Source organism: Vogesella sp. XCS3, assembly GCF_020616155.1.
In the GTDB taxonomy this organism is placed as follows: Bacteria; Pseudomonadota; Gammaproteobacteria; order Burkholderiales; family Chromobacteriaceae; genus Vogesella.
This window is the reverse complement of sequence record NZ_CP085530.1, coordinates 2,377,439-2,398,381: the sequence shown is the minus strand read 5'-3', so window position 1 is coordinate 2,398,381 and position 20,943 is coordinate 2,377,439. Positions and strand designations below refer to the sequence as shown.

The 20,943-nt window shown below is 64.1% G+C and carries 18 protein-coding genes and 1 pseudogene; 12 read left to right on the top strand and 7 right to left on the bottom strand.

Going from position 1 to position 20,943, the window contains the following annotated elements:
* Nucleotides 1-129 precede the first annotated feature (129 nt).
* Nucleotides 130-333 (top strand): DUF2892 domain-containing protein, encoded by a 204-nt coding sequence (locus LCH97_RS11480; protein ID WP_227301803.1) that lies wholly within the window; start codon nt 130-132, stop codon nt 331-333.
* Between the two features lie 91 nt (nt 334-424).
* On the opposite strand, the gene LCH97_RS11475 is transcribed toward LCH97_RS11480, so the two are convergent.
* The 4 genes and pseudogenes from LCH97_RS11475 to LCH97_RS11460 form a co-directional block, all read right to left on the bottom strand.
* Entirely contained in the window at nt 425-1,285 is an 861-nt protein-coding gene (locus tag LCH97_RS11475; RefSeq protein ID WP_227301802.1) for a septal ring lytic transglycosylase RlpA family protein, read from the bottom strand.
* Between the two features lie 36 nt (nt 1,286-1,321).
* Nucleotides 1,322-1,786 carry a tRNA (uridine(34)/cytosine(34)/5-carboxymethylaminomethyluridine(34)-2'-O)-methyltransferase TrmL gene (gene trmL / locus LCH97_RS11470; RefSeq protein WP_026107703.1) on the bottom strand — a complete coding sequence of 155 codons (465 nt, stop codon included), beginning with the start codon at nt 1,784-1,786 and terminating at the stop codon, nt 1,322-1,324.
* Between the two features lie 38 nt (nt 1,787-1,824).
* On the bottom strand, nt 1,825-2,232 hold the full coding sequence (locus tag LCH97_RS11465) for a ComF family protein (protein WP_227305435.1): 408 nt from the start codon (nt 2,230-2,232) through the stop codon (nt 1,825-1,827).
* A 183-nt stretch (nt 2,233-2,415) separates the two neighbouring features.
* A pseudogene (locus LCH97_RS11460) lies at nt 2,416-2,553 on the bottom strand (hypothetical protein); the annotation flags it as partial.
* A 114-nt stretch (nt 2,554-2,667) separates the two neighbouring features.
* Between LCH97_RS11460 and bioB the strand changes: the two are divergent.
* The 10 genes from bioB (at nt 2,668) to creD (ending at nt 15,110) form a co-directional block, all read left to right on the top strand.
* Entirely contained in the window at nt 2,668-3,597 is a 930-nt protein-coding gene (gene bioB / locus LCH97_RS11455) for a biotin synthase BioB (RefSeq protein WP_227305338.1), read from the top strand.
* Nucleotides 3,598-3,679: 82 nt separating this feature from the next.
* Nucleotides 3,680-4,831, top strand: coding sequence for an 8-amino-7-oxononanoate synthase (bioF, locus tag LCH97_RS11450; protein WP_227301801.1), 1,152 nt, complete (start codon nt 3,680-3,682; stop codon nt 4,829-4,831).
* Between the two features lie 251 nt (nt 4,832-5,082).
* Nucleotides 5,083-7,776 carry a bifunctional diguanylate cyclase/phosphodiesterase gene (locus tag LCH97_RS11445; RefSeq protein ID WP_227301800.1) on the top strand — a complete coding sequence of 898 codons (2,694 nt, stop codon included), beginning with the start codon at nt 5,083-5,085 and terminating at the stop codon, nt 7,774-7,776.
* An 83-nt stretch (nt 7,777-7,859) separates the two neighbouring features.
* Nucleotides 7,860-8,624, top strand: coding sequence for a pimeloyl-ACP methyl ester esterase BioH (gene bioH / locus LCH97_RS11440; RefSeq protein ID WP_227301799.1), 765 nt, complete (start codon nt 7,860-7,862; stop codon nt 8,622-8,624).
* The gene (gene bioC, locus LCH97_RS11435) at nt 8,621-9,526 is read left to right on the top strand and encodes a malonyl-ACP O-methyltransferase BioC (protein ID WP_227301798.1); all 906 of its coding nucleotides are present in this window, start codon (nt 8,621-8,623) and stop codon (nt 9,524-9,526) included. The genes bioH and bioC overlap by 4 nt, the downstream gene beginning before the upstream one ends.
* Before the next feature lie 11 nt (nt 9,527-9,537).
* Nucleotides 9,538-10,425, top strand: coding sequence for a patatin-like phospholipase family protein (locus tag LCH97_RS11430; RefSeq protein ID WP_227301797.1), 888 nt, complete (start codon nt 9,538-9,540; stop codon nt 10,423-10,425).
* A complete protein-coding gene (locus LCH97_RS11425) occupies nt 10,415-11,404 on the top strand; it encodes a patatin-like phospholipase family protein (protein ID WP_304956711.1) in 990 nt (329 codons plus the stop codon). Before LCH97_RS11430 ends, LCH97_RS11425 begins: the two co-directional genes overlap by 11 nt.
* Before the next feature lie 66 nt (nt 11,405-11,470).
* Complete coding sequence (creB, locus tag LCH97_RS11420; protein WP_227301796.1) at nt 11,471-12,154, top strand: two-component system response regulator CreB; 684 nt, start codon at nt 11,471-11,473, stop codon at nt 12,152-12,154.
* Nucleotides 12,154-13,608 carry a two-component system sensor histidine kinase CreC gene (gene creC, locus LCH97_RS11415; RefSeq protein WP_227301795.1) on the top strand — a complete coding sequence of 485 codons (1,455 nt, stop codon included), beginning with the start codon at nt 12,154-12,156 and terminating at the stop codon, nt 13,606-13,608. The genes creB and creC overlap by 1 nt, the downstream gene beginning before the upstream one ends.
* 95 nt (nt 13,609-13,703) lie before the next feature.
* Nucleotides 13,704-15,110 carry a cell envelope integrity protein CreD gene (gene creD, locus LCH97_RS11410; protein ID WP_227301794.1) on the top strand — a complete coding sequence of 469 codons (1,407 nt, stop codon included), beginning with the start codon at nt 13,704-13,706 and terminating at the stop codon, nt 15,108-15,110.
* Nucleotides 15,111-15,119: 9 nt separating this feature from the next.
* Here creD and dinB read toward each other — a convergent pair whose 3' ends face one another.
* From dinB to LCH97_RS11395, 3 genes are all read right to left on the bottom strand, one after another.
* Entirely contained in the window at nt 15,120-16,193 is a 1,074-nt protein-coding gene (gene dinB / locus LCH97_RS11405) for a DNA polymerase IV (protein ID WP_370630731.1), read from the bottom strand.
* Nucleotides 16,194-16,208: 15 nt separating this feature from the next.
* Nucleotides 16,209-16,514: a SelT/SelW/SelH family protein gene (locus tag LCH97_RS11400; protein ID WP_227301792.1), complete on the bottom strand. Its 306-nt coding sequence runs from the start codon at nt 16,512-16,514 to the stop codon at nt 16,209-16,211.
* A 362-nt stretch (nt 16,515-16,876) separates the two neighbouring features.
* Nucleotides 16,877-19,615, bottom strand: coding sequence for an EAL domain-containing protein (locus tag LCH97_RS11395; RefSeq protein ID WP_227301791.1), 2,739 nt, complete (start codon nt 19,613-19,615; stop codon nt 16,877-16,879).
* Between the two features lie 146 nt (nt 19,616-19,761).
* Between LCH97_RS11395 and LCH97_RS11390 the strand changes: the two genes are divergently transcribed.
* Nucleotides 19,762-20,919, top strand: a complete 1,158-nt coding sequence (locus LCH97_RS11390; RefSeq protein ID WP_227301790.1) for a glycerophosphodiester phosphodiesterase — start codon at nt 19,762-19,764, stop codon at nt 20,917-20,919.
* Nucleotides 20,920-20,943: the final 24 nt, after the last annotated feature.

Sequence of the window (20,943 nt, the reverse complement as noted above, 5' to 3'; positions counted from 1 at the left end):
GCGCTGCGGTATCCATGTGGCAAGCAGGGTACAGCACCATGGTTTTACGGCATCAAAGGCTGCTTGATATTGTTTTACAATATATTAATGTATATATTGATGTGTGTATCTCATCAAAAGGTGACCATCATGTTCCAACGCAATATCGGCAGTACCGAACGTGTCATCCGCATCGTCGCCGGGCTGGCTATTACCGCTCTGGCCTTTGTCGGCCCGCAAACGCCGTGGGCACTGCTGGGCCTGGTGCCGCTGGCTACCGGCCTGATGGGCTGGTGCCCGCCGTATGCCATTTTTGGCATCAACACCTGCAAGCTGCCGCCCAAGCAAGACTAAGCCTGGGTAGATAAGCCTGGGTAGATAAGCCTGGGTAGAAATGAAAAACGCGAGGCAGATGCCTCGCGTTTTGTTTTGGCCTGCGCGCAGGCTAGCGGGTGATCACCGGTGGCACATCCAGTGCCAGTGCGGCCTGGATGGCATCGTCGTCTTCGTGGAAGGGGCCGATGCGGACACGGTACAGACCCTGCTGGTTCACAATGGCCAGCTTGTCGTTATAACTGCTGGCTTCCTCGCGCATCAGCTGCTTGAGCTGTGCTTCTGCGGTGGCCAGGCGGTCGTAAGCGCCCAGTTGCAGAAAGTAGGGCTCGCCGTTGTTATCCGGCTTTTGCAGTGCGGCCGGCTTGGTGGCAATGCGGTCACTGCCTTCCACCGGAAACACGCGCTCTACGACTACGCTGCCAGAACCGCTGCGTACGATATTCAGCTTGTGGGCTGCGGCGTAGCTCAGGTCCATCAGGCGGCTTTTATGAAACGGGCCGCGGTCGTTAATGCGCACAATGACAGATTCGCCATTTTTCACATTGGTTACCCGGGCATAGCTCGGGATGGGTAGCGTCGGGTGCGCCGCCGTCATGGCGAACATGTCGTAGCGCTCGCCAGAGCTGGTCTTGCGACCGTGAAACTGCTTGCCGTACCACGAGGCCTTGCCAGTCTGGCGATAAGGCTTCTCGGAGGGGTCCGGGCGGAAACTCATGCCCAGCGCCGAGTACGGTTTGTTGGCCGAAGCAATCAGTGGTTCCGATTGCGGGATGGCATCTGGCACCAGGTCCAGATTGACCGGAATCCGGTCTGCCGGGCCGTCGTTCTGGAAAAAAGCCCCAGTATTACTGCCCGGTTTCTTCACATTGGCCTTGGCAGACTGCGTCGCAGTTGCCGGCCTGACAGTGGTACAAGCTACCAGAAAAATGCTGGCACACACGAGCCACAGCCATCGGTAAAAAGGTTTCATGACCTCTCCTTATGCTGTTGTGCCAACCGTGAATTGCTAAATCCCTCCGGCAAAACCATGCTGACGCCAGGCTTCGAATACGAGCACGGCGACGGCGTTGGAGAGATTCAAGCTGCGCGATTCGGGCTGCATGGGCAGCCTAACCCGCTGTTCCGTCGGCAGGGTTGCCACAATATCTGCTGGCAAGCCGCGGGATTCGGGGCCGAAAAGCAATACATCGCCGGGTTGGAAGGCGATGTGGTCGTGCCGCGTGGCACCTTTGGTGGTGGCTGCAAAGATTCTGCGGCCAGCCAGGTGGGCCAGACAGGCTTCCCAGTTCTCGTGAACCACCATGCGTGCGTACTCGTGATAATCGAGCCCGGCACGCTTCAGTTTGGCGTCCTCAAGCGGAAAACCCAGCGGTTTGACCAAGTGCAATTCACAGCCGGTGTTGGCACAGAGTCGAATAATATTGCCTGTATTAGGCGGTATTTCCGGCTGGTAGAGAACAACGGTAAACATCGTTGCGGGTCGAATATTCCAATGAATCAACAGGTTGGTCAAGCTTGACGAGCAATGGCCCTGGCCAGCACCCAGGCATCTACCTGTTTTGCCCCTGATTTTCTCAGGGTTTTGGCCAGGGAATGCAGGGTGGCGCCGGTGCTGGCAACATCGTCCACAATGGCAATATGGAGCCCGTCGCAGCGGCGTTTTACGCCGAAGGCATCGCGCACATTTCTCAGCCTTTCGCGGCGGTTCAGGGCGGCCTGGCTGTCCGTGTTGCGTTTGCGCCAACACAGCTGGTCGTCAAATCGGACGCGCATTGTATCAGCCAGCGCGCGCGCCAGGGCATCGGGCAGGTTAAAGCCCCGCTCGCGCAGCCGCGCCGCGGCCAGCGGCACGGGGATAATCAGGTCGGGCAGCCGGTAGCCGTCACCGCTTTGTGCGTGCTGCAGCGCTTGCGGCATCAGGCTGGCCAGTACGCCCTGCAGCGCGGGTGAAGGGGCGTACTTGCAGCGTGTGATCAGGCCTTCCAGCGGGTAGTCGTAATCGTAGGCACTGTACAGGTGGCTAAAGGCGGGGTGCTTGCCCTGACAGTCGCCGCACGGTGCCTGGGCACTGGCGGCGGGGGCCTGGCAAATGGGGCAGCGATGGCCCAGGCGCCATGGCAGCTGCTGGCGGCAGGGCTGGCATAGCCCATGGCGGGTGGCACGTTGGCCGCATAACTGGCAGTGCTGTTCAAATAATGGGCAATTGTCAATTATGTATCTGCACAGGTTTGACAGCATCGGTCGGCTCCCGCAAGATTCGTTTCATGTTTTTACTCTAATGACGAGCGATTGCCCACCATGAGCCAGGCCACCATCCAATTTACCCGCCCTGCTACGCCGCACGCGGAAACCATGCTGTGGTCGCAGGCCGAGATCGAGGCGCTGTACGACCTGCCGTTCATGGAGCTGGTATTTCGTGCCGCCGAGGTGCACCGCCAGCATTTCGACCCTAGCCGCGTGCAGCTGTCCACCCTGGTTTCCATCAAGACCGGCGGCTGTCCGGAGGACTGCGGCTATTGCCCGCAGTCGGTACACCACGATACCCCGGTAGAAAACCAGCCGATGATGACGGTGGACGAGGTGGTGGAAGCCGCGCGCAACGCCAAGGCCAACGGTGCCGGCCGCTTCTGCATGGGCGCCGCCTGGCGTGGCCCGAAAGATGCCGACCTGGAAAAAACCCTGGACATGGTGCAGCAGGTGAAAGCGCTGGGTCTGCAGACCTGCGCTACCTTTGGCTTGCTGAAAGACGGTCAGGCGGAAAAGCTGAAAGACGCCGGCCTGGACTTCTATAACCACAACCTGGATACCGCGCCGGACAAGTACGCCGACATCATCCAGACCCGCGAGTACGAAGACCGCCTGGACACCCTGGGCAAGGTACGCGGTGCCGGCTTGTCGGTATGCTGTGGCGGCATTGTGGGCCTGAACGAAACCCGCGAGCAGCGCGCCGGGCTGATTCTTCAGCTGGCCAACCTGGAACCGCAGCCGGAGTCGGTGCCGGTCAATAATCTGGTCAAGGTCAGCGGCACGCCGCTGGACGATGCCGACGCGCTGGACTGGACCGAATTTGTGCGCACCATCGCTGTGGCGCGCCTGACCATGCCCAAGAGCTATGTCCGCCTGTCGGCCGGCCGCCGCGAGATGCCGGAAGCCATGCAGGCGCTGTGCTTCCTGGCCGGTGCCAACTCCATTTTCTACGGCGACAAGCTGCTCACCACCGGTAACCCGGATGTGGACGCCGACCGCGCGCTGATGGACAAGCTGGGCCTGCAGCCTTTATAAGCAGCGCCTTGCCCTAAAGAATGTTCCGAGCACCTGCTTTGCCCAGGTGCTTTTTTTATGTACTGCCAGAAAGGTTGGCCGCATGCACCCGGATCAGCTAGAACCCGCCCTGGCCGCGCTGGCGGCCGAGCATCGCCTGCGCCAGCGCCACGCGCTGCACAGCCCGCAAGGCCCGCACGTCACGATTGATGGCCGCGACTACCTGGCTTTTGCCAGTAACGATTACCTGGGTCTCGCTAACCACCCGGCGCTGAAAGCCGCCATGCAGCAGGCTATTGCCGATTGGGGCGTGGGCGCCGGTGCATCCGAGCTGGTGGCCGGCCATTTTGCTATCCAGCAGCAGGCCGAAGCCGCCCTGGCCGACTGGGTAGGCTGCGAGGCGGCGCTGGTATTTGGTTCCGGCTATGCGGCCAACCTGGGGGTGATTACCAGCTTGGTGGGGCGCGGCGACGCGGTATTTGCCGACAAGCTCAACCATGCCTCGCTGAACGACGCCTGCGTGCTGTCGCGGGCAGATTTTCAACGCTTTCGCCACAGTGACCTGGCGCATCTGGAAGCACTGTTGCAAAAAACCCCGGCCCGTACGCGGCTTATTGCGGTAGATGCGGTGTACAGCATGGACGGCGACGAAGCGCCGCTACGCGAGCTGCTGGCGCTGGCCGAACGCTACGATGCCTGGCTTTATCTGGACGATGCCCATGGTTTCGGCCTGCTGGGCGAAGGGCGCGGTGCGCTGGTGGAGTACGCCTTGCATCACCCGCGCGTGGTGTACATGGCCACGCTGGGCAAGGCTGCCGGGGTGGCCGGCGCCTTTGTGGCGGGGAGCCATGCTTTGGTGCAGTGGCTGGTGAACACCGCCAGGACGTATATTTTCACCACCGCGCATCCCCCGGCACAAGCGGCGGCTATTCTGGCCAGCTTGCAGGTGATGCAGCAGGAGGGCTGGCGGCGGGAACGAGTGCAGCAGCATATTTTGACATTACGGCAATTTATGCAGGATAAATCTTTGCGATTGCTCTCTTCCCGTTCGCCAATTCAAGCGATTATTATTGGCAGTAACGAGGCTGCGGTAGGAATGGCTGCCGCCCTGCGCGAGCAGGGTGTGTGGATACCAGCCATTCGGCCTCCCACGGTACCGGCAGGAACGGCAAGACTGCGCGTTTCCTTGTCGGCGGGTCATACCGCAGGTGATCTGGCGGCGTTGTTGGCTGCGCTACAGCAGGTAGCGCGATAAGGCGGCCGCCCGAAACGCCAAGCAGTAAGACCACACGAGAATAATAGCCACCGCGCGCTAATGATGACGAGTGGGTCAATAAAGACTGTATGAACAGTACGGCTGATTTTCTGTTTACACCAGAAGAAGCTGCCGAAGCGGCACTGGACTTTTTGTTCCGCTTGCAGGCTCCTGAGGGTGCAGCAGTTTGGGGGAAACCGGGAACCGTCTGGCAATGCCTTGCCAGCCGGGGCGATTGCACTGGCTTGCCAGTGCCTACCGCATTGTCGGGCGAGCTGTCCTGGCAAGCGCCGGTGCAGTGCCACCCCTTGGGTAGCCCGGGCCAGCCGCTAGGCTGGCTGTTATGGCATGGCGCACGCCAGGCCGACGAGCTGACCCGGCGCCTGGCGGTATTATTGTCCGGCCACCTGGTAGCAGGCAGCATGCGGGGCGAGCTGGCCATCGCCCGTACCACCCACGAAGCCTTGCTGGAAATCAGCCGCCTGGCCAACCACGCCGACAGCGTGGACGACTTCCTGCCGCGCATGCACCGTGCCGTCAGCCGCCTGATGCCGGCCGACAATTTCTATATCGCCCTGTTTGACGAAGAAGCCGGGCAGATCCGCTTTCCCTATTTTGTTGACCAGCATGAGCCCGAGCCGCCAGACCTTGGCCGTGCCTACCCGCTACGTGGCCCCAGCGCGTCGCTGACCGCGTGGCTGATCCGCGAAAACCATTTCTTGCTGCTCAAGGGCGATGAGTTGGCCGTGCTGTGCCAGCGCGAGCGCATCCGCTTTATGGGTGTGCAGCCGCACTGGTGGATGGGCATGCCGCTGGTGAGCGGCGCCGGCAAGGTGATGGGCGCCGTGGTTATCCAGGGTTACGACACCGGCTATACGCCCGCCCTGGCGGACGAATCCACCTTTCTGTACGTGGGCCACCATATTTCCTGCGCGCTGGACCGCCTGCTGTACCGCGCGCACCTGGAACAGCAGGTGTGGCAGCGTACCAGCGAGCTGGAGGGCATCAATGCGCGCCTGCGTGCCGAAGTCGTCGAGCGCCAGCGCAGCGAGCAGCTGCAGCACATGCTGTTCCGCATTGCCGAGCTGTCCAATACCAGCCTGTCGATGGAAGCCTTCTTTGTCGGCCTGCACCGTTTGCTGTCCGAATTCATCGACGCCAGCAATTGCATGGTGGCGCTGTACGACCAGAGCCGCGACGAGCTGAGCTTCCCGTATTGCTCCGACCTGCGCCTGGCCGAGTTGTCGCCGCGCGCGCCCGGGCGTGGCCCGGTAGAGCAGGTGCTGCATAGCGGCCGCCCCTTGCTACTGGCCGACATGCACAGCCACCCCTTGTTCGGCATGCAAAACGATAACGGCACACCGCCACACAGCTGGCTGGGCGTGCCGCTGTACAGCGGCAATATGCTGCGCGGCGTGCTGTCGGTACAGAGCTACCAGGAAGACACGCGCTACAGCTGGCGCGATCAGGAAATCCTGGAGTTTGTGGCCAACCATATCGGCAGCGCGCTGGCGCGCGTGCAGGCACTGGATGACCTGCAGCGGGCTTATATGGACCTGGAGCAGCGTGTTCGCGAGCGCAGTGACGCGCTGGATGCGGCCAACGCCCAGCTGCAGCACGACAGCCTGCACGACCCGGTGACCAAGCTGCCCAACCGCAACCATTTCTCGCGCGTGCTCAAGCGCAGCTGGGACCACTTCCAGCTGGCCCCCGAGCAGCGCTTTGCCGTACTGCTGATCGACCTGGACCGCTTCAAGCTGGTAAACGATACGCTGGGCCACCTGATTGGCGACCAGCTGCTGGTCGAAGCCGGCCAGCGCATCCGCCAGAGCCTGCGCTTTGGCGACTTCATGGCGCGCCTGGGCGGCGACGAATACGCCGTACTGCTGGCCTCGGTAGACGATATGGCCGAGTGCGAACAGGTCGCCCGTGACCTGGTGGCAGCCTTCGAGCGCCCCTTTGTGTTGTCTGGCCGCGAGGTGTTTTCCACCGTCAGCGTGGGCGTGGTACTGGCCAGCAAAGAGCACTACAGCCGCGCCGAAGACCTGCTGCGCGACGCCGACCACGCCATGTACCGCACCAAGCAGAACGGCCGCCACGGCTATACCCTGTTCAACCATGCGCTGCGCTGCAACCAGGCCGACCAGCTGGCGCTGGAAGCCGAGCTGCGCCACGCGCTGTCCAACGACAGCGAGCTGGTGCCTTACTACCAGGCCATTGTCGATAGCCACAGCGGCCGCCTGGCCGGTTTCGAGACGCTGGTACGCTGGCATCACCCAGAGCTGGGCATGATCGCGCCGGGTGTGTTCCTGCCCATGGCCGAGGAAAGCGGGCTGATCCTCAAGCTGGACCGCTACATGATAGAGCGTGCCTGCGCCCAGCTGGCCCAGTGGTACGCCGACGGCACCATTACCCACGAAGTGTGCCTGCACATCAACCTGTCCAGTGCCCATTTCCACGATACCAAGCTGGTGGACTGGATGCTGCGCCTGATTCAGCAGCATCAGCTGCCGCCGGGTACCTTGCACCTGGAAGTGACCGAGAGCGCGCTGATCGACGTGCCCGACGTGGCCATCGAAGTGATGCGCCAGCTCAAGACCCACGGCATCTGCCTGGCGCTGGACGACTTTGGCACTGGCTACTCGGCGCTGTCCTACCTGCACCGCTACCATTTCGATGTGCTCAAGATCGACCAGGCCTTTGTGCGCGAAGTGCACTGCCAGGAGGAGTCCATCGCCATCGTGCGCGCCATCGTAGCCTTGGCCGAGGCGCTGGGCATGGAAGTGGTGGCCGAAGGCGTGGAAACCGAGGTGCAAGTACGCGCCCTGCGCGAGCTGGGCTGCCCGCGCCTGCAGGGTTATTACTTTGCCCGCCCGGCCCCGGCTGCCGAGCTGGACTGGCTGCGCCTGGCCGGCATGCCCGCCGAGCTGGCCCGCAGCGCCTGATCGCGCCACGCCTGCCGGGCGGGGCGGTATCTTTCCGCCGCCTTTATTGCGAAAATGCCGCTTTGCCCCCATATGGCTGTTCCATGAGCCTTTTCATTGAAACCCACGGTCGCGGCCCGGATGTGGTGCTGCTGCACGGCTGGGGCCTGCACGGCGGCGTGTTCGACCGCGTTGCGGCCAACCTGGCCGCCGACTTTTGCGTGCATCGCGTCGACCTGCCCGGCCACGGCGCCAGTGCCGCTGTCGATATTTTCCATCCCGACCCGATCGCCGCCACCCTGGCCGAGCGCTTTCCCCTGCCGGTGCACGTGGTGGGCTGGTCGCTGGGTGGCCTCATTGCCCAGCACTGGGCGGCGCGCTACCCGTCGCTGGTGAAAAGCCTGGCGCTGATCGCCACCAGCCCGCGCTTTGTGCGCGACGATAGTTGGCCGCACGCGCAGCAGCGCAGCGCCATCGAGGGCGTGGGGGCCAGCCTGGACAGCCAGTTCGAGCTCACGCTGGAGCGTTTTCTGGCGCTACAGATGCTGGGTGCCCCGGCGGCGCGGCAAACGCTGGCCGACCTCAAGGCGCAGCTGTTTTCGCACGGCCGCCCGCAAGGGTTATTGCCCGCGCTGGAATGCCTGCTGGCCGCCGACGCGCGGGAACTTGCCGCCGATATCCATTGTCCTGTAGGGCTGTTCTTCGGTGCGCGTGACGCGATTACGCCGATAGGCGCTGGCCGCTGGCTGGCCGATGCCCTGCCGGATGCTACCCTGTACGAATTTGCCCAGGCTTCGCATGCGCCGTTCTTGTCACACGAGAACGTGTTTATCGACCACCTGCGCCACCACCTGGAACAACACGCATGAGCGAAGCGTTTTACACCGACAAATCCCGCGTCCGCGCCTCGTTCGAGCGCGCTGCCGCTAGCTACGATTCGGCCGCCGTGCTGCAACGCGAAGTGTGCGACCGCATGGCCGAGCGCCTGGACTACATCAAGCTGCAGCCGCAAGTGATCCTGGACGCCGGCAGCGGCACCGGTTACGGCAGCGCCGCGCTGCGCCAGCGCTACCCGGACGCGCGCGTGCTGGAGCTGGACCTGGCGCACGCCATGCTGGCCGCCTCGCGCGAAAAGCAGCGCGCCGGGCAGGGCATGCTGTCGCGGCTGTTCAAGCCGCAGCAGCCGTGGCAGCTGTGCGCCGACGTCGAGCGCCTGCCGTTGGCCGACAACAGCGTGGACATGATCTGGTCCAGCCTCACCATCCAGTGGGTGAACGTGCCGGACCAGGTGTTTGCCGAGTTCCAGCGCGTGCTCAAGCCAGGCGGCATGCTGATGTTCGCTACCATGGGGCCGGACACGCTGTTCGAGCTGCGCGAGGCTTTTGGCCACGCCGACGGCGCCACCCACGTGAACCAGTTCATCGACATGCACGACCTGGGCGACGCGCTGATGGCGGCGCAGTTCAGCGAGCCGGTGATGGATATGGAAAAAATCGTGCTTACCTACGAGCACGCCCGCGAAGTGATGCAGGACCTGAAAGCCATCGGTGCCCATAACGCCACCGCCGGCCGTGGCCGCGGCCTGATGGGCAAGCACGCCTGGCAACGCGTGGTAGACGCCTACGAGCAGCGCCGTCACAACGGCCAGCTGCCGGCCACCTACGAAGTGCTGTACGGCCACGCCTGGAAAGGCGAGCCGAAGAAAAAACCGACCATCCTGCCCGACGGCAGGCAGGTTATCGAATTTACCCGTAACGCGCCCAAGCGCTGAGAAAAGCCTTTATGTTGTCTGTTCGCCGTTTTGCCGCCCTGTCCCTGCTGGCAGGCCTGGCCGCCTGCACCACCCCCACCTCTGCCCCGGTAGTGCAGCAGCCGCTGCCCAAGCCCAAGCTGGCTTTTGCCCTGGGGGGCGGTGCCGCCAAGGGCTTTGCCCACGTGGGGGTAATTCGCGTGCTGGAGCAAAACGGCATCAAGGCCGACATCGTCACCGGCACCAGCGCCGGTAGTATTGTCGGTGCCATCTACGCCAGCGGCGTGGACGGCGAAGCGCTGCGCTACCGCGCCATGCGCATCAACGAAGACGACCTGAAGGACTTCACCTTCTCCACCAGCGGTTTCCTGAAGGGCGAGAAGCTGGCCGCGCTGGTGAACCAGCAGGTGGACGGCAAGCGCATCGAACAGCTGCCGCGCAAATTCGGCGCGGTGGTCACTGACCTGGATAGCGGCGCCCGCGTGGTGCTGAAAAGCGGCGATACCGGCACCGCCGCCCGCGCCTCGGCCGCCATCCCCAATGTGTTCCAGCCGGTCTCCATCAATGGCCGCCGCTATGTAGATGGCGGCCTGGTGAGCCCGGTGCCGGTGATGGCCGCCCGTGAAATGGGCGCCGACATCGTGATCGCCGTGGACATCTCGGCCAAGCCCACCGGCAAAGCCAGCAGCGGCTTTTTGAGCCTGCTGGACCGCAGCCTGAACATCATGAACCTCACCGCGCTGAATCTGGAGCTGAAGCAGGCCGACGTGGTGCTGCGCCCGGCGGTGCTGCATATCGGCGCGGCCGACTTTGACGAACGCGCCAGCGCCATCGCCGAAGGCGAGAAAGTGGCCAAAGCGATGTTGCCGCAAGTAAAAGCCGCCATCGATAACTGGGTGAAACGCAAACGTGCCGCCTAAGCCGCTGCCGCGCAGCCTGCGCGCCCTCGCCCCGCTGCTGTTGGCCGCGTGTACCAGCGTCACGCCGCCAGCCCAGCCACCTGCGGTAACGCTGCCCGCTACCCCGGCCAGCACGCCGGTCGCCGAGGCACCGGTGCCCGTTGCGCCGCCACCGGCCAAACCCGCTGCGGCCAAGCCCGCCGCGCCAAAAGTCGTGCGCCAGCCGCGTATCGCGCTGGCGCTGGGCGGCGGTGCAGCCAAGGGTTTTGCCCACGTGGGGGTGATCCGTGTGTTGGAGCAGCAGGGCATCGTGCCGGACATCATCACCGGCACCAGCGCCGGCAGCGTGGTGGGGGCTATCTACGCCACGGGTATGAGCGCTGACAAGCTGCGCCGCCGCGCGCTGGCGCTGAACGAAGACGAGCTGAAAGACTTTAGCCTGTCCGGTGGCGGCTTCCTGAAAGGCGACAAACTGGCGGCGATGGTCAACCGCGAGGTTGGCCGCAAGCGCATCGAACAGCTGCCGCGCACCTTCGCCGCGGTGGCCACCGACTTTGACAGCGGCGCGCGCGTGGTCTTCCGTAGCGGCGACACCGGCACCGCCGTGCGCGCCTCCGCCGCCATTCCCAATGTGTTCCAGCCTGTGACCATCCGTGGCCGCCGCTACGTGGACGGCGGCCTGGTGAGCCCGGTACCGGTCAGCGCCGCGCGCGAGCTGGGCGCCGACATCGTGATCGCCGTCGATATCACCGCCAAGCCGGCGCAGCGCAAAAGCGGCGTGCTGGGCACCTTCGACCAAAGCCTGTCCATCATGACCCAGGCCGCGCTGGCCAACGAGCTCAAAGGCGCCGACGTCATCCTGCGCCCGCAGGTGCTGGGCCTGGGCGCTGCCGACTTCGACCAGCGCAGCCGCGCCATCCGCGAAGGCGAGCGCGTCGGCAAACAGGGCATCCCCGCCATCCGCCGCATCATCGCCGCCTGGCTGCAGCGGCAGCGTTAAGGCGCGGGCTTTACGGCGGCAGCGTGCTCGGGCAAGCTGCCGTTTTCCTTGCTGCATGCCGTTACCATGTCTGCTTACCGCATCCTGCTGGCCGAAGACGAGCCGGCTATCGCCGATACTTTGCTGTATGCCCTGCAACGCGAGGGCTGGCAGGTGCGGCACTGCACGCTGGCGCGCGACGCCGAAGCGGCGCTGGCGGCCGAGCCGCCGCAGCTGCTGATCCTCGACATCGGCCTGCCGGACGATAGCGGCCTGGCGCTGCTGGGCCGTTTACGCCGCCACAGCGAGCTGCCGGTGATGCTGCTGACTGCCCGCGCCGACGAAGTGGACCGCGTGCTGGGGCTGGAGCTGGGCGCCGACGACTACGTGGTGAAGCCGTTCAGCCCGCGCGAGGTGGTGGCGCGGGTGCGTGCCATCCTCAAACGCAGCCAGCCGCCGCAGGCGCATGCGGCCAACTCTGGCAGCCTGTTTTGCCACGAGGCGGCGGCGCGCCGCATCCGCTTTGCCGGCCAGGTGCTGGCGCTGACGCCGTCCGAATACCGCTTGCTGGCCACGCTGCTGGCACGGCCGGGGCAAGTATTCAGCCGCAGCCAGCTGCTGGACGCGCTGGGTGAGGCAGCCGAAGACAGTTTCGAGCGCACCATCGACAGCCACATCAAGACCCTGCGCGCCAAGCTGCGCCAGGTGCGCGCCGACCTCGACCCCATTGTGACCCACCGTGGCTTCGGCTACGCGCTGGAGCAGGGCTGATGCGCTTTTCCTGGCGCATTTTTGCCGGCTACTTCCTGCTGCTGGGGCTGTTGGCCGCCTACGTGGTGAGCGTGGTGCGCGACGAGATCAAACCGGCGATGCGGCGCTCGGCCGAAGCGGTACTGCTGGACACCGCCAACCTGCTGGCCGAGATGGTGCAGCCGGACATGGTGGCCGGTAGGCTGGACGATGGCCGCCTGGCGGCCACGCTGCAGCGCTTTGCCGCGCGCCAGCCGCAGGCCGAGGTGTGGGGCGTGCGACAGGATCACACCCAGCTGCGCGTCTATCTGACCGACGCCCGTGGCGTGGTGTTGCTGGATTCCGCCGGCCAGGCTGTGGGTCAGGACTACAGCCGCTGGCGCGACGTGGCGCTGACGCTGCGCGGCCAGTACGGCGCGCGCAGCACGCTGGCCGACGCAGCCAACCCTTTATCTACCGTGATGTACGTGGCGGCGCCGGTGCGCGACGGCCAGCGCATTATCGGCGTGCTCACCGTCAGCCGGCCCAATCTGGCGATGCAGCCGCATATCGAGCGCAGCGAGGCCAAGCTGGGGCGGCTGATTGGCGTGGTGCTGTTGGCCGCACTGCTGCTGGGGGCGCTGTTTTCGTGGTGGCTCAGCCGCGGCATTACCCGCCTCACGCGCTTTGCCGACAGCGTCAGCGCCGGGGGCAGCGAGCCGGTGCCGCATTTTGCCGCCAACCGCGAGCTGGACACGCTGGCGCAGGCGCTGGGCCGCATGCGCAGCGAGCTGGACGGCAAGGCCTACGTGGAACACTACGTGCACGACCTCACCCACGAGCTGAAGTCGCCGCTGGCCGGCCTGCGCGCCTCGGCCGAGCTGCTGCAGGACGACTTGCCGCCGGCCGACCGCGCGCGCTTTTTGCAGCACATCGACAGCGAAAGCGTGCGTTTGCAGCAGATCGTGGACCACCTCTTGCAGCTGGCGTCGCTGGAAGCCGCCGGCCGCCTGAAGCAGCCACAGCCCTTGTCGCTTACCGCGCTGCTGGCCGGCGAGCTACAGGCGCTGGCGCCGCAGCTGGGCGCGCGCCACCTCACGCCAGTGGCCACGCTGCCGCAGGCCATGGTGGCGGGCGATGCCTTCCTGCTGCGCCAGGCACTGCGCAACATCCTGCAGAACGCCATCGACTTTACCGCTGGCGATGGCTGCATCAGCCTGCAGTTACAGCCCGTTGCTGATAGCTGGCAGCTGCGGATCGCCAATGACGGGCCGCCGGTGCCGGACTACGCGCTGGGGCGGTTGTTCGACCGTTTCTATTCGTTGCCGCGCCCGCACGGGCCGAAGAGCAGCGGCCTGGGCCTGGCGCTGACGCGCACCATCGTGCAGCTGCACGGTGGCGACATTGCGCTGGCCAACCAGCCGCCAGGCGTGTGCGTCACGCTGCGCCTGCCTGCCATCGATGCGGCCAACCCCTTGGCGCGGGTGCTGGGCTGAGCGGCCGTCTCCACACAATCTCCACATAGCGCCCATTTTCCCTCCACGTGGCGGCGGCAAGCTGGCGACACCATGACGGCTTGAGGGAGAACACGATGAAAATGGGATGGAAAGCGCTGGCATTGGCCGGCATAGCCTTGTTGATGCTGTTGGCGCTGGGCCTGGTGCGCAGCCTGCTGGACGAGCGGCAGAGCCGGGCACAGGAAGTTCAGCAAGAAATTGCCCAGTTCAGCGCCGGCGAGCAGGCGCTGGGCGGCCCCTATCTGGTGCTGCCCTACACCGTGACGGTGGGCAAGTGGCAACCGGCTGACAGCGGCAAGGGCGGGCGCTGGGTGGAAAGCCAGCAGAGCAAGCAGCTGTTGCTCAGCCCGGCGCAGCTGACGGTGGACGGCAAGCTGGCGGTGGAGCTTCTCAAACGCGGCTTGTTCGAGGCGCCGGTGTACCGTAGCCAGCTGCAGCTGGCCGGGCAGTTCCGCATCCCCGCGCTGGCCGGGTACGAAGAGAAAGCCAGCAGCGATAGCGAGCGGCGCAGCACGCGCTGGGGTACGCCGTATCTGGCGCTGGGGGTGGACGATGTGCGCGGTATCCAGCAGCTGCAAGGCCAGGTCGGCAGCCAGACGCTGGCCTTTGTGCCGGGCGCGCGTCTGGCGCACAGCCCGCGTGGCGTACACGCGCCGCTGGCGCTGGCGGCGGCCGAACCACTGCTAAGCCAGGGGCAGACGCTGGGCTTTCGCCTGGGCTTGCAGCTGGCCGGCAGTAGCGCGCTACTGGTAGAGCCGACCGGCGACAGCACCACCGTCAACCTGGCCGGCAACTGGCCGCACCCGAGCTTTGCCGGCAATTTTGCGCCACAAAGCCGTAGCGTGGACGCGCAGGGTTTTCGCGCGCGCTGGCAGACTACCGAGCTGGCCACCGGCGGCAACGCCTGCCTGCAGGCCAAGAGCGGCTGCGAACCCAATCGTGTCGGCCTGCGCCTGCTGGACCCGGTAGACCGCTACGTGCTGAACGAGCGCACCATGAAGTACGCCGAGCTGTTTGTGCTGCTGATGATGGGTGGCGTGTTCCTGCTGGAGGTGATGCACCGCGTGTCGGTGCACCCGGTGCAGTACACCTTGCTGATGCTGGGGCTGGCGCTGTTCTTCCTGCTGACACTGTCGCTATCCGAGCATCTGGGCTTCAATGCTGCCTACTGGCTGGCGGCGCTGGCGTCGGTGGCCTTGCTGGGCAGCTACGGCAGCAGCGTGCTGGGCAGCTGGCGTGGCGGCGGCGTGTTTGCCGCCATGCTGGGTGCGCTGTACGGCTTGATGTTCATGATTCTGCAGTCGCAGGACATGGCTTTGCTGATGGGTAGCCTGAGCCTGTTCGCCCTGCTGGCGCTCACCATGTACTTTACCCGCGGTATCGACTGGTGCAGCCTGGGCGGCGGTAACCAGCCCGATGCCTTGGCTGTTGCGGCTAGCGATGGCGATGGCGATGCGGCCAACCCTGGGGCTGGCCAGTAGCGGCCACCCTTAGCCGGGCGAGTGGCCATGCTGCAGCGGTAGCTCCAGCTGCAGCATGGTGGGGTCGGCTTCTTGCAGCCGCACCCCTACGCCCAGCAGGCGCACGGCCTTGCCGCCGCGGGCGTAGCCGGTGTGCAGCAACTGGCAGTAGTTGGCCGCATCCAGGCTGTGGCCGGTGCATTCCACCGTGGTCTGGGTGAAGTCGGCAAACTTGATCTTGACGGTGAGCCCGCGAAAACGCGGGCTGCCGACGCGCTCGAGCCGCTGTGCCAGCGTGGCTAGCAGGCCCGGCAGCTCGGCTTCGCAGCTGGCCAGGTCGGGCAGGTCGCGGGTGTAGGTTTCTTCCACGCTTACCGATTTGCGCTCGCGTTCCGGCTCTACCGCGCGGCTGTCCTGGCCGCGTGACAGCTCGTACAGCGTTTTGCCCAGCTTGCCGAAGCGGCGCAGCATGTCGGCCAGCGGCAGCTGTTGCAGGTCGCCACAGGTGTAAAAGCCCTGCTGGCGCAGTTTGGTGGCGGTGACTTCGCCCACGCCCCAGATTTTTTCTACCGGCAGCACGCGCACAAACTCGGCGACTTCATCCGGGCGTACCAGAAACTGCCCGTCCGGCTTGCGCCAGTCGCTGGCGATTTTGGCCAGAAACTTGTTGGGCGCGATGCCGGCCGAGGCGGTAATGCCCACCTCGTTGCGGATGGCGTCACGGATGGCCTGCGCCATCAGGCTGGCGCTGCCCTGACAGTGGGGTTGGCCGCTCACGTCCAGATAGGCTTCGTCCAGTGACAGCGGCTCGATCAGCGCTGTATAGCGCTGGTAGATGGCGTTGACCGCCTGGCTGGCGTCGCGGTAGCGGGCAAAATCGGGCGGGACGATCAGCAGCTGCGGGCATTGCCGTAGCGCCAGCGACGAGGGCATGGCGCTGCGTACGCCGAAGCGGCGTGCTTCGTAGTTGCAGGTGGCGATCACGCCGCGCTGGCCGGGCTGGCCGCCTACCGCCAGCGGGATACCACGCCATTCCGGGCGGTCGCGCATTTCCACCGCGGCAAAAAAGCAGTCGCAGTCGATGTGGATGATCTTGCGTTGCACGCTCAAGGTGCGGCCTTACTGCCCGCTGTCGGCGGCGCTGTGGTCGCTGTGGCCTAGGTGGCGCTCGGGGGCGATGCGGTCGCGCACGCGCTGTTTCAGCAGCTTGATGTCGGGGAAACCGCCGTCGGTGGCGCGGTCCCAGATCTGCACACCGTCGACGTGCACGGTGAACACACCGCCGCTGCCGGGTTGCAGCGCGACTTCGCCCAGGTCTTTTTCAAAGGTGGTGAGCAGCTCTTGTGCCATCCAGGCGGCACGCAACATCCAGCGGCAACCGGTGCAATAACGAATGGCAATACGGGGCAGGGCAGGGGTAGTCATCTGGGGTTGGCCGCAGGGGTAAAGAGGGCCATGGTAATGCCGACGCGAGGGCTTGCAAACTGCAGGGTGGGGGACGTTGCACCGCCGCCTTGATCCGCTACTTTCTGTGTTGTATGTGTTGTGGCTCCTGTGGAGCTCGTCTCTCCTCCATCACCCGGTCTTCTTTGGAAACCTGGCGCAATGCTTTGGGAGGCAGGGTGCAACGTGGAGGCCAGTGTGCATCAAGTTGGCATGTCAGGCCAGCGTAGTGCTTGCTTGTCGGACAATATTGCGCTGCATCATGTTACATCCAAGCAACGTTTGGTTAGCTATTGTTCGCAATTTGGTTTCAATAAGTCCTGATTATGACAAGGGCGATGCAATTACCGTAATGGCAGCGGCTGGGCATCGGCCAGGAAACGTTCCAGTGCCACGGCGGGTAGCGGTTTGCTGATCAGGTAGCCCTGGGCGTAGTCGCAGCCATGGTGTGCCAGAAAACGGGCTTGTTCGATATTTTCGATGCCTTCACCGGTGACGGATGCGCCCAGGGTGTGGCCCATGGACACGATCATGCGCACCAGGTTGCTACCGGCCTCGCTATCGGGCACGCGGTCCAGGAATAGCTTGTCGATTTTCAGTTTCTCTACCGGGAAGCGCCGCAAGTAGCTGAACGAGGCGTAACCGGTACCAAAGTCATCAATGGCAATGGCAATGCCCTGTGCGCGCAGCTTGTGCAGATTGCTGTCGATTTCCGGCGTGTTGCGCAGCGCCAGGCCTTCGGTTACCTCTAATTCCAGCGCTTCGCCAGGCAGGTGGTGGGTCGCCAGCAAGGCGGCCACGCTTTCGGCAAAGTGCGGGTCTTCCAGCTGTAGTAGCGACACGTTGATGGAGATGGTGAAGTTTTCCAGAAAGCGCAGGCGCCAGCTGGCCGCATGGCGGATGCCTTCTTCCAGCACCCAGGCGCCAATGGCGTGGATGACACCGGTTTCTTCGGCCATGGGGATAAAGTCGGCAGGGGATACCAGCCCCATTTCGCTGTGCTGCCAGCGTACCAGCGCTTCGGCACCGGCGACTTTGCCGCTTTTCAGCGAGATGTACGGTTGGTAGTTCAGTACCAGCTCATCTCTGGCAATAGCCTGGCGCAGCTCGGTTTGCAGGCGGTTACGCCGCCGCCAGTTGCTGTTGATGTCGGGGTGGAAACGTACCCAGTCACCCGGGCCTTCGCGCGACATCTGCAGTGCCATTTCGGCGTGCTCCAGCAGTGATTCGGCGTCGTTGGTGTCGTGCGGGTAGAGCGCCAGGCCAATGCTCAGGCGGATGTACAGCTGCTGCCCCTGGATATCCAGCGGCCGTGCCAGCAGGGTGCTGAGGTGGTCTACCCGCTGGCACAGGCTTTCTTCGTCACGGCTGAGGATGAGCAGGGCAAAACGGTTATCGGCGTTGCGCGCCACCATTTCGCCATGGCCGATGATGCTTTCCAGCCGCTTGCCCAGCTCGCGTATGACCTGGTCGCCGTTATCGCGGCCGTACAGCTCGTTGATATTGGTCAGGCCTTCTACGGCCAGCATCAGGCAGCCTAGCGGCTCGCTGTTTTGCGGGCTCTGGCTTTCTTTCTGCTGGATCAACTCGTCCAGTTGCATCAGCAGGCGGCTGCGGTTGGGCAGGCCGGTAAAGCGGTCGTAGTAGAACTGGCGGTATAGCTCGCCTTCGGCGTGCAGGCGCGCGCGTGACTCCATCACCAGCGCTAGGATATCGGCCGCAGAGCAGACAAAATTGATCTCGTCTTGCTGCCATTGACGGTGCGGCGTTTGCGACTCGGCACACAAAATGCCCTGATGCAGCCCGCCTACCACAATGGCCGCATCCAGCATGGCGCTGACGTCACGCGCCACCAGATAGGTACGCAGCGAAGCCAGGCGGTCGTCCTGCTGTGCATGGTGGCTGGCCAGATAGCGGTGTTGGCGCATGGCCTGGAAGTAATCTGCGTGGCTGCTCTGCTCCAGCTGTTCGCCGTGGCTGAACTGCCCGCTGATGGCATTCAGGCTGGCCAGACAGAGCAGCTCTTTGCCGTCCGGGCTGAATTGCCAGACGCTGATGCGGTTAACGCGCAGGGTCTGGCTCAGTAGCGGTATGACTTCTTCCAGGTACTCGCGCAGTTCTTGCTGGTCATCGCGGCGGCTGGTGACCAGGTTTTGCAGGGCTTCGCCTTGCTGCTGCAGCCGCTCGGCCTGTCGCAGGCTATGGCGCTGCCAACGCTCGGCCATGCGCACGATGGCGGCGCCCAGCAGCAGTATCACGCAGAGCAGGAACAGGCTTTGTGGCAGGATGCGCTCCAGCATATTGTTGCCTGGCGCACGGTTTGGCCACGCCAGCCAGGCCAGTGTCTGGCCGTTGTTGTCCTGCAGCGGCAGGGCCGTCAGATCCGGCGGGCTTTGCGGGGTGAAATACAGCCGTATCTGCGGCAGCAGAAAGTCCGCACTGAGCTGCTGCAGGCTTGGCTGGTCCATATAGCGTGCAAACACCAGATAGCGCTGCTGCGGGCTGCGTGGGGTCTTGCTCAGCTCCGGCGTAATGCGCTGGATGGACAGCATCAGGATGCGCGGCTCGGGGTGGCCGCTTAACGGGTTCACTGTGTCGATGCGCAACAGCTGGCTGGGCATGGCGCCGGGGCTGGCCTGGCTATAGCGGTCGGTATGGCGCAAGAGCGCCAGCCATTGGTGGTCGGGTAGTGGCAGTGCGCGTTCTGGCGGGTTCACCAGTATGCCGTTCTGCCTTGCCTGCAGCACGCCTTCGCCGGCATCTACCAGCAGCGCCAGGTGTACGTTCAGGTTGTGGTACACCGACGCGGTAAGGTTCTCGTTCAGCCACGCCAGATCTGGTTGGGCGCGGTTGATCTTGTCGTTCATCTCGTCCCAGTTGGCGTAGTCCTGCAGCGTATTGGCCAGCCGGCGGCGCTCGCGTGCCAGCTCCTGGCTCAGTGCCAGCTGGCTGATACGCCGGGCTTCGTCATCCACATCACGGGCAGCAGAGGCCGCCAGCCACCAGATGCCCAGGGTGCCGGACAGGAAAATCAGTACCAGCAGCAGGGCAGGGCGAAAGGGTTTATGCAGGAACGGGCTCATGGCGGCAGGCAGCATCGGACAGAGACAAAGCATAGCAGTTTGCACCCCGCCCTTGCAGGCAAAGCCGTGGCCTTGTCAAAAAAGCATCACATGCGTGTGCCAGACTGCTGGCTTTCATCGACACGTGTATTACTCAGGGGGTAGCAATGAACAAGAAAATCATCATCGCCATGGCTGTGTCCGCTACGTTGGCCGCACCGGCCTGGGCTGCAGACAAACCGGTTTTCCCGACGCTTAATGGCAAGGCCCCGCTGGTGATTGCCCACCGTGGCGCGTCCGGCTACATGCCCGACCACACGCTGGAAGGCTACGCCAAGGCTATCGAGCTGGGCGCCGACTTCATCGAGCCGGACCTGGTAGCCACCAAGGACGGCGTGTTGATTGCCCGCCACGAGCCCAACCTGAAAGACACCACCGACGTGGCCAAGCGCCCCGAGTTTGCCAGCCGCAAGCGCACCATGAAGGTAGACGGCAACGATGAAGAAGGCTGGTTTGCCAGCGACTTTACCCTGGCCGAGATCAAGACCCTGCGCGCCATCCAGCCGCGCGGCGACCGCAGCAAGGCCTTTGACGGCCAGTTCCAGGTGCCGACTTTCGAAGAAGTCCTGGCACTGCGCGAAGCCAAATCGAAGGAAACCGGGCGCCAGATCGGCATCTACCCGGAAACCAAGCACCCGACCTACCACCAGCAACTGGGTTTGAGCCTGGAAAAACCGCTGGTGGCGCTGCTGCAGAAGTACAAACTGAACCGCAAGGATGCGCCGGTATTTATCCAGTCGTTCGAAGCGGCCAACCTGAAACAGCTGCGCAAGCTTACCGCCAACAAGCTGGTGTACCTGCTGGACGCCAATGATGTGCGCCCGGATGGCACCATCGATGCCAACGTACCGTACGACCACGTGGTATCCGGCGACAAGCGCACCTACGCCGACATGTTGACCCCGGCTGGCCTGAAAGAGATCAAATCGTTTGCAGACGGTATCGGCCCGTGGAAACCGTACCTGATCAGCTGGCAGGCGATGGTAGACCCGAAAACCGGCAAGGCTGCCGACGTGGACGGCGACAAGGTGGTCGACCAGCGCGATATGACGCTGACCGAGCCGAGCGACGTAGTGAAAAACGCGCACAAACTGGGCCTGCTGGTACACCCGTACACTTTCCGCAACGAGTCCAAGCACCTGGCGGCCAACTTCCAGGATAGCCCGCTGGAAGAGTACCGCGCCTACTTTGCCCTGGGCGTGGACGGTGTGTTTACCGACTACACCGACACCGCTGTGGCCGCGCGTCGCCTGCTGCAAAAATAAGCAGTGCGGCGGGTAACAAAAAAG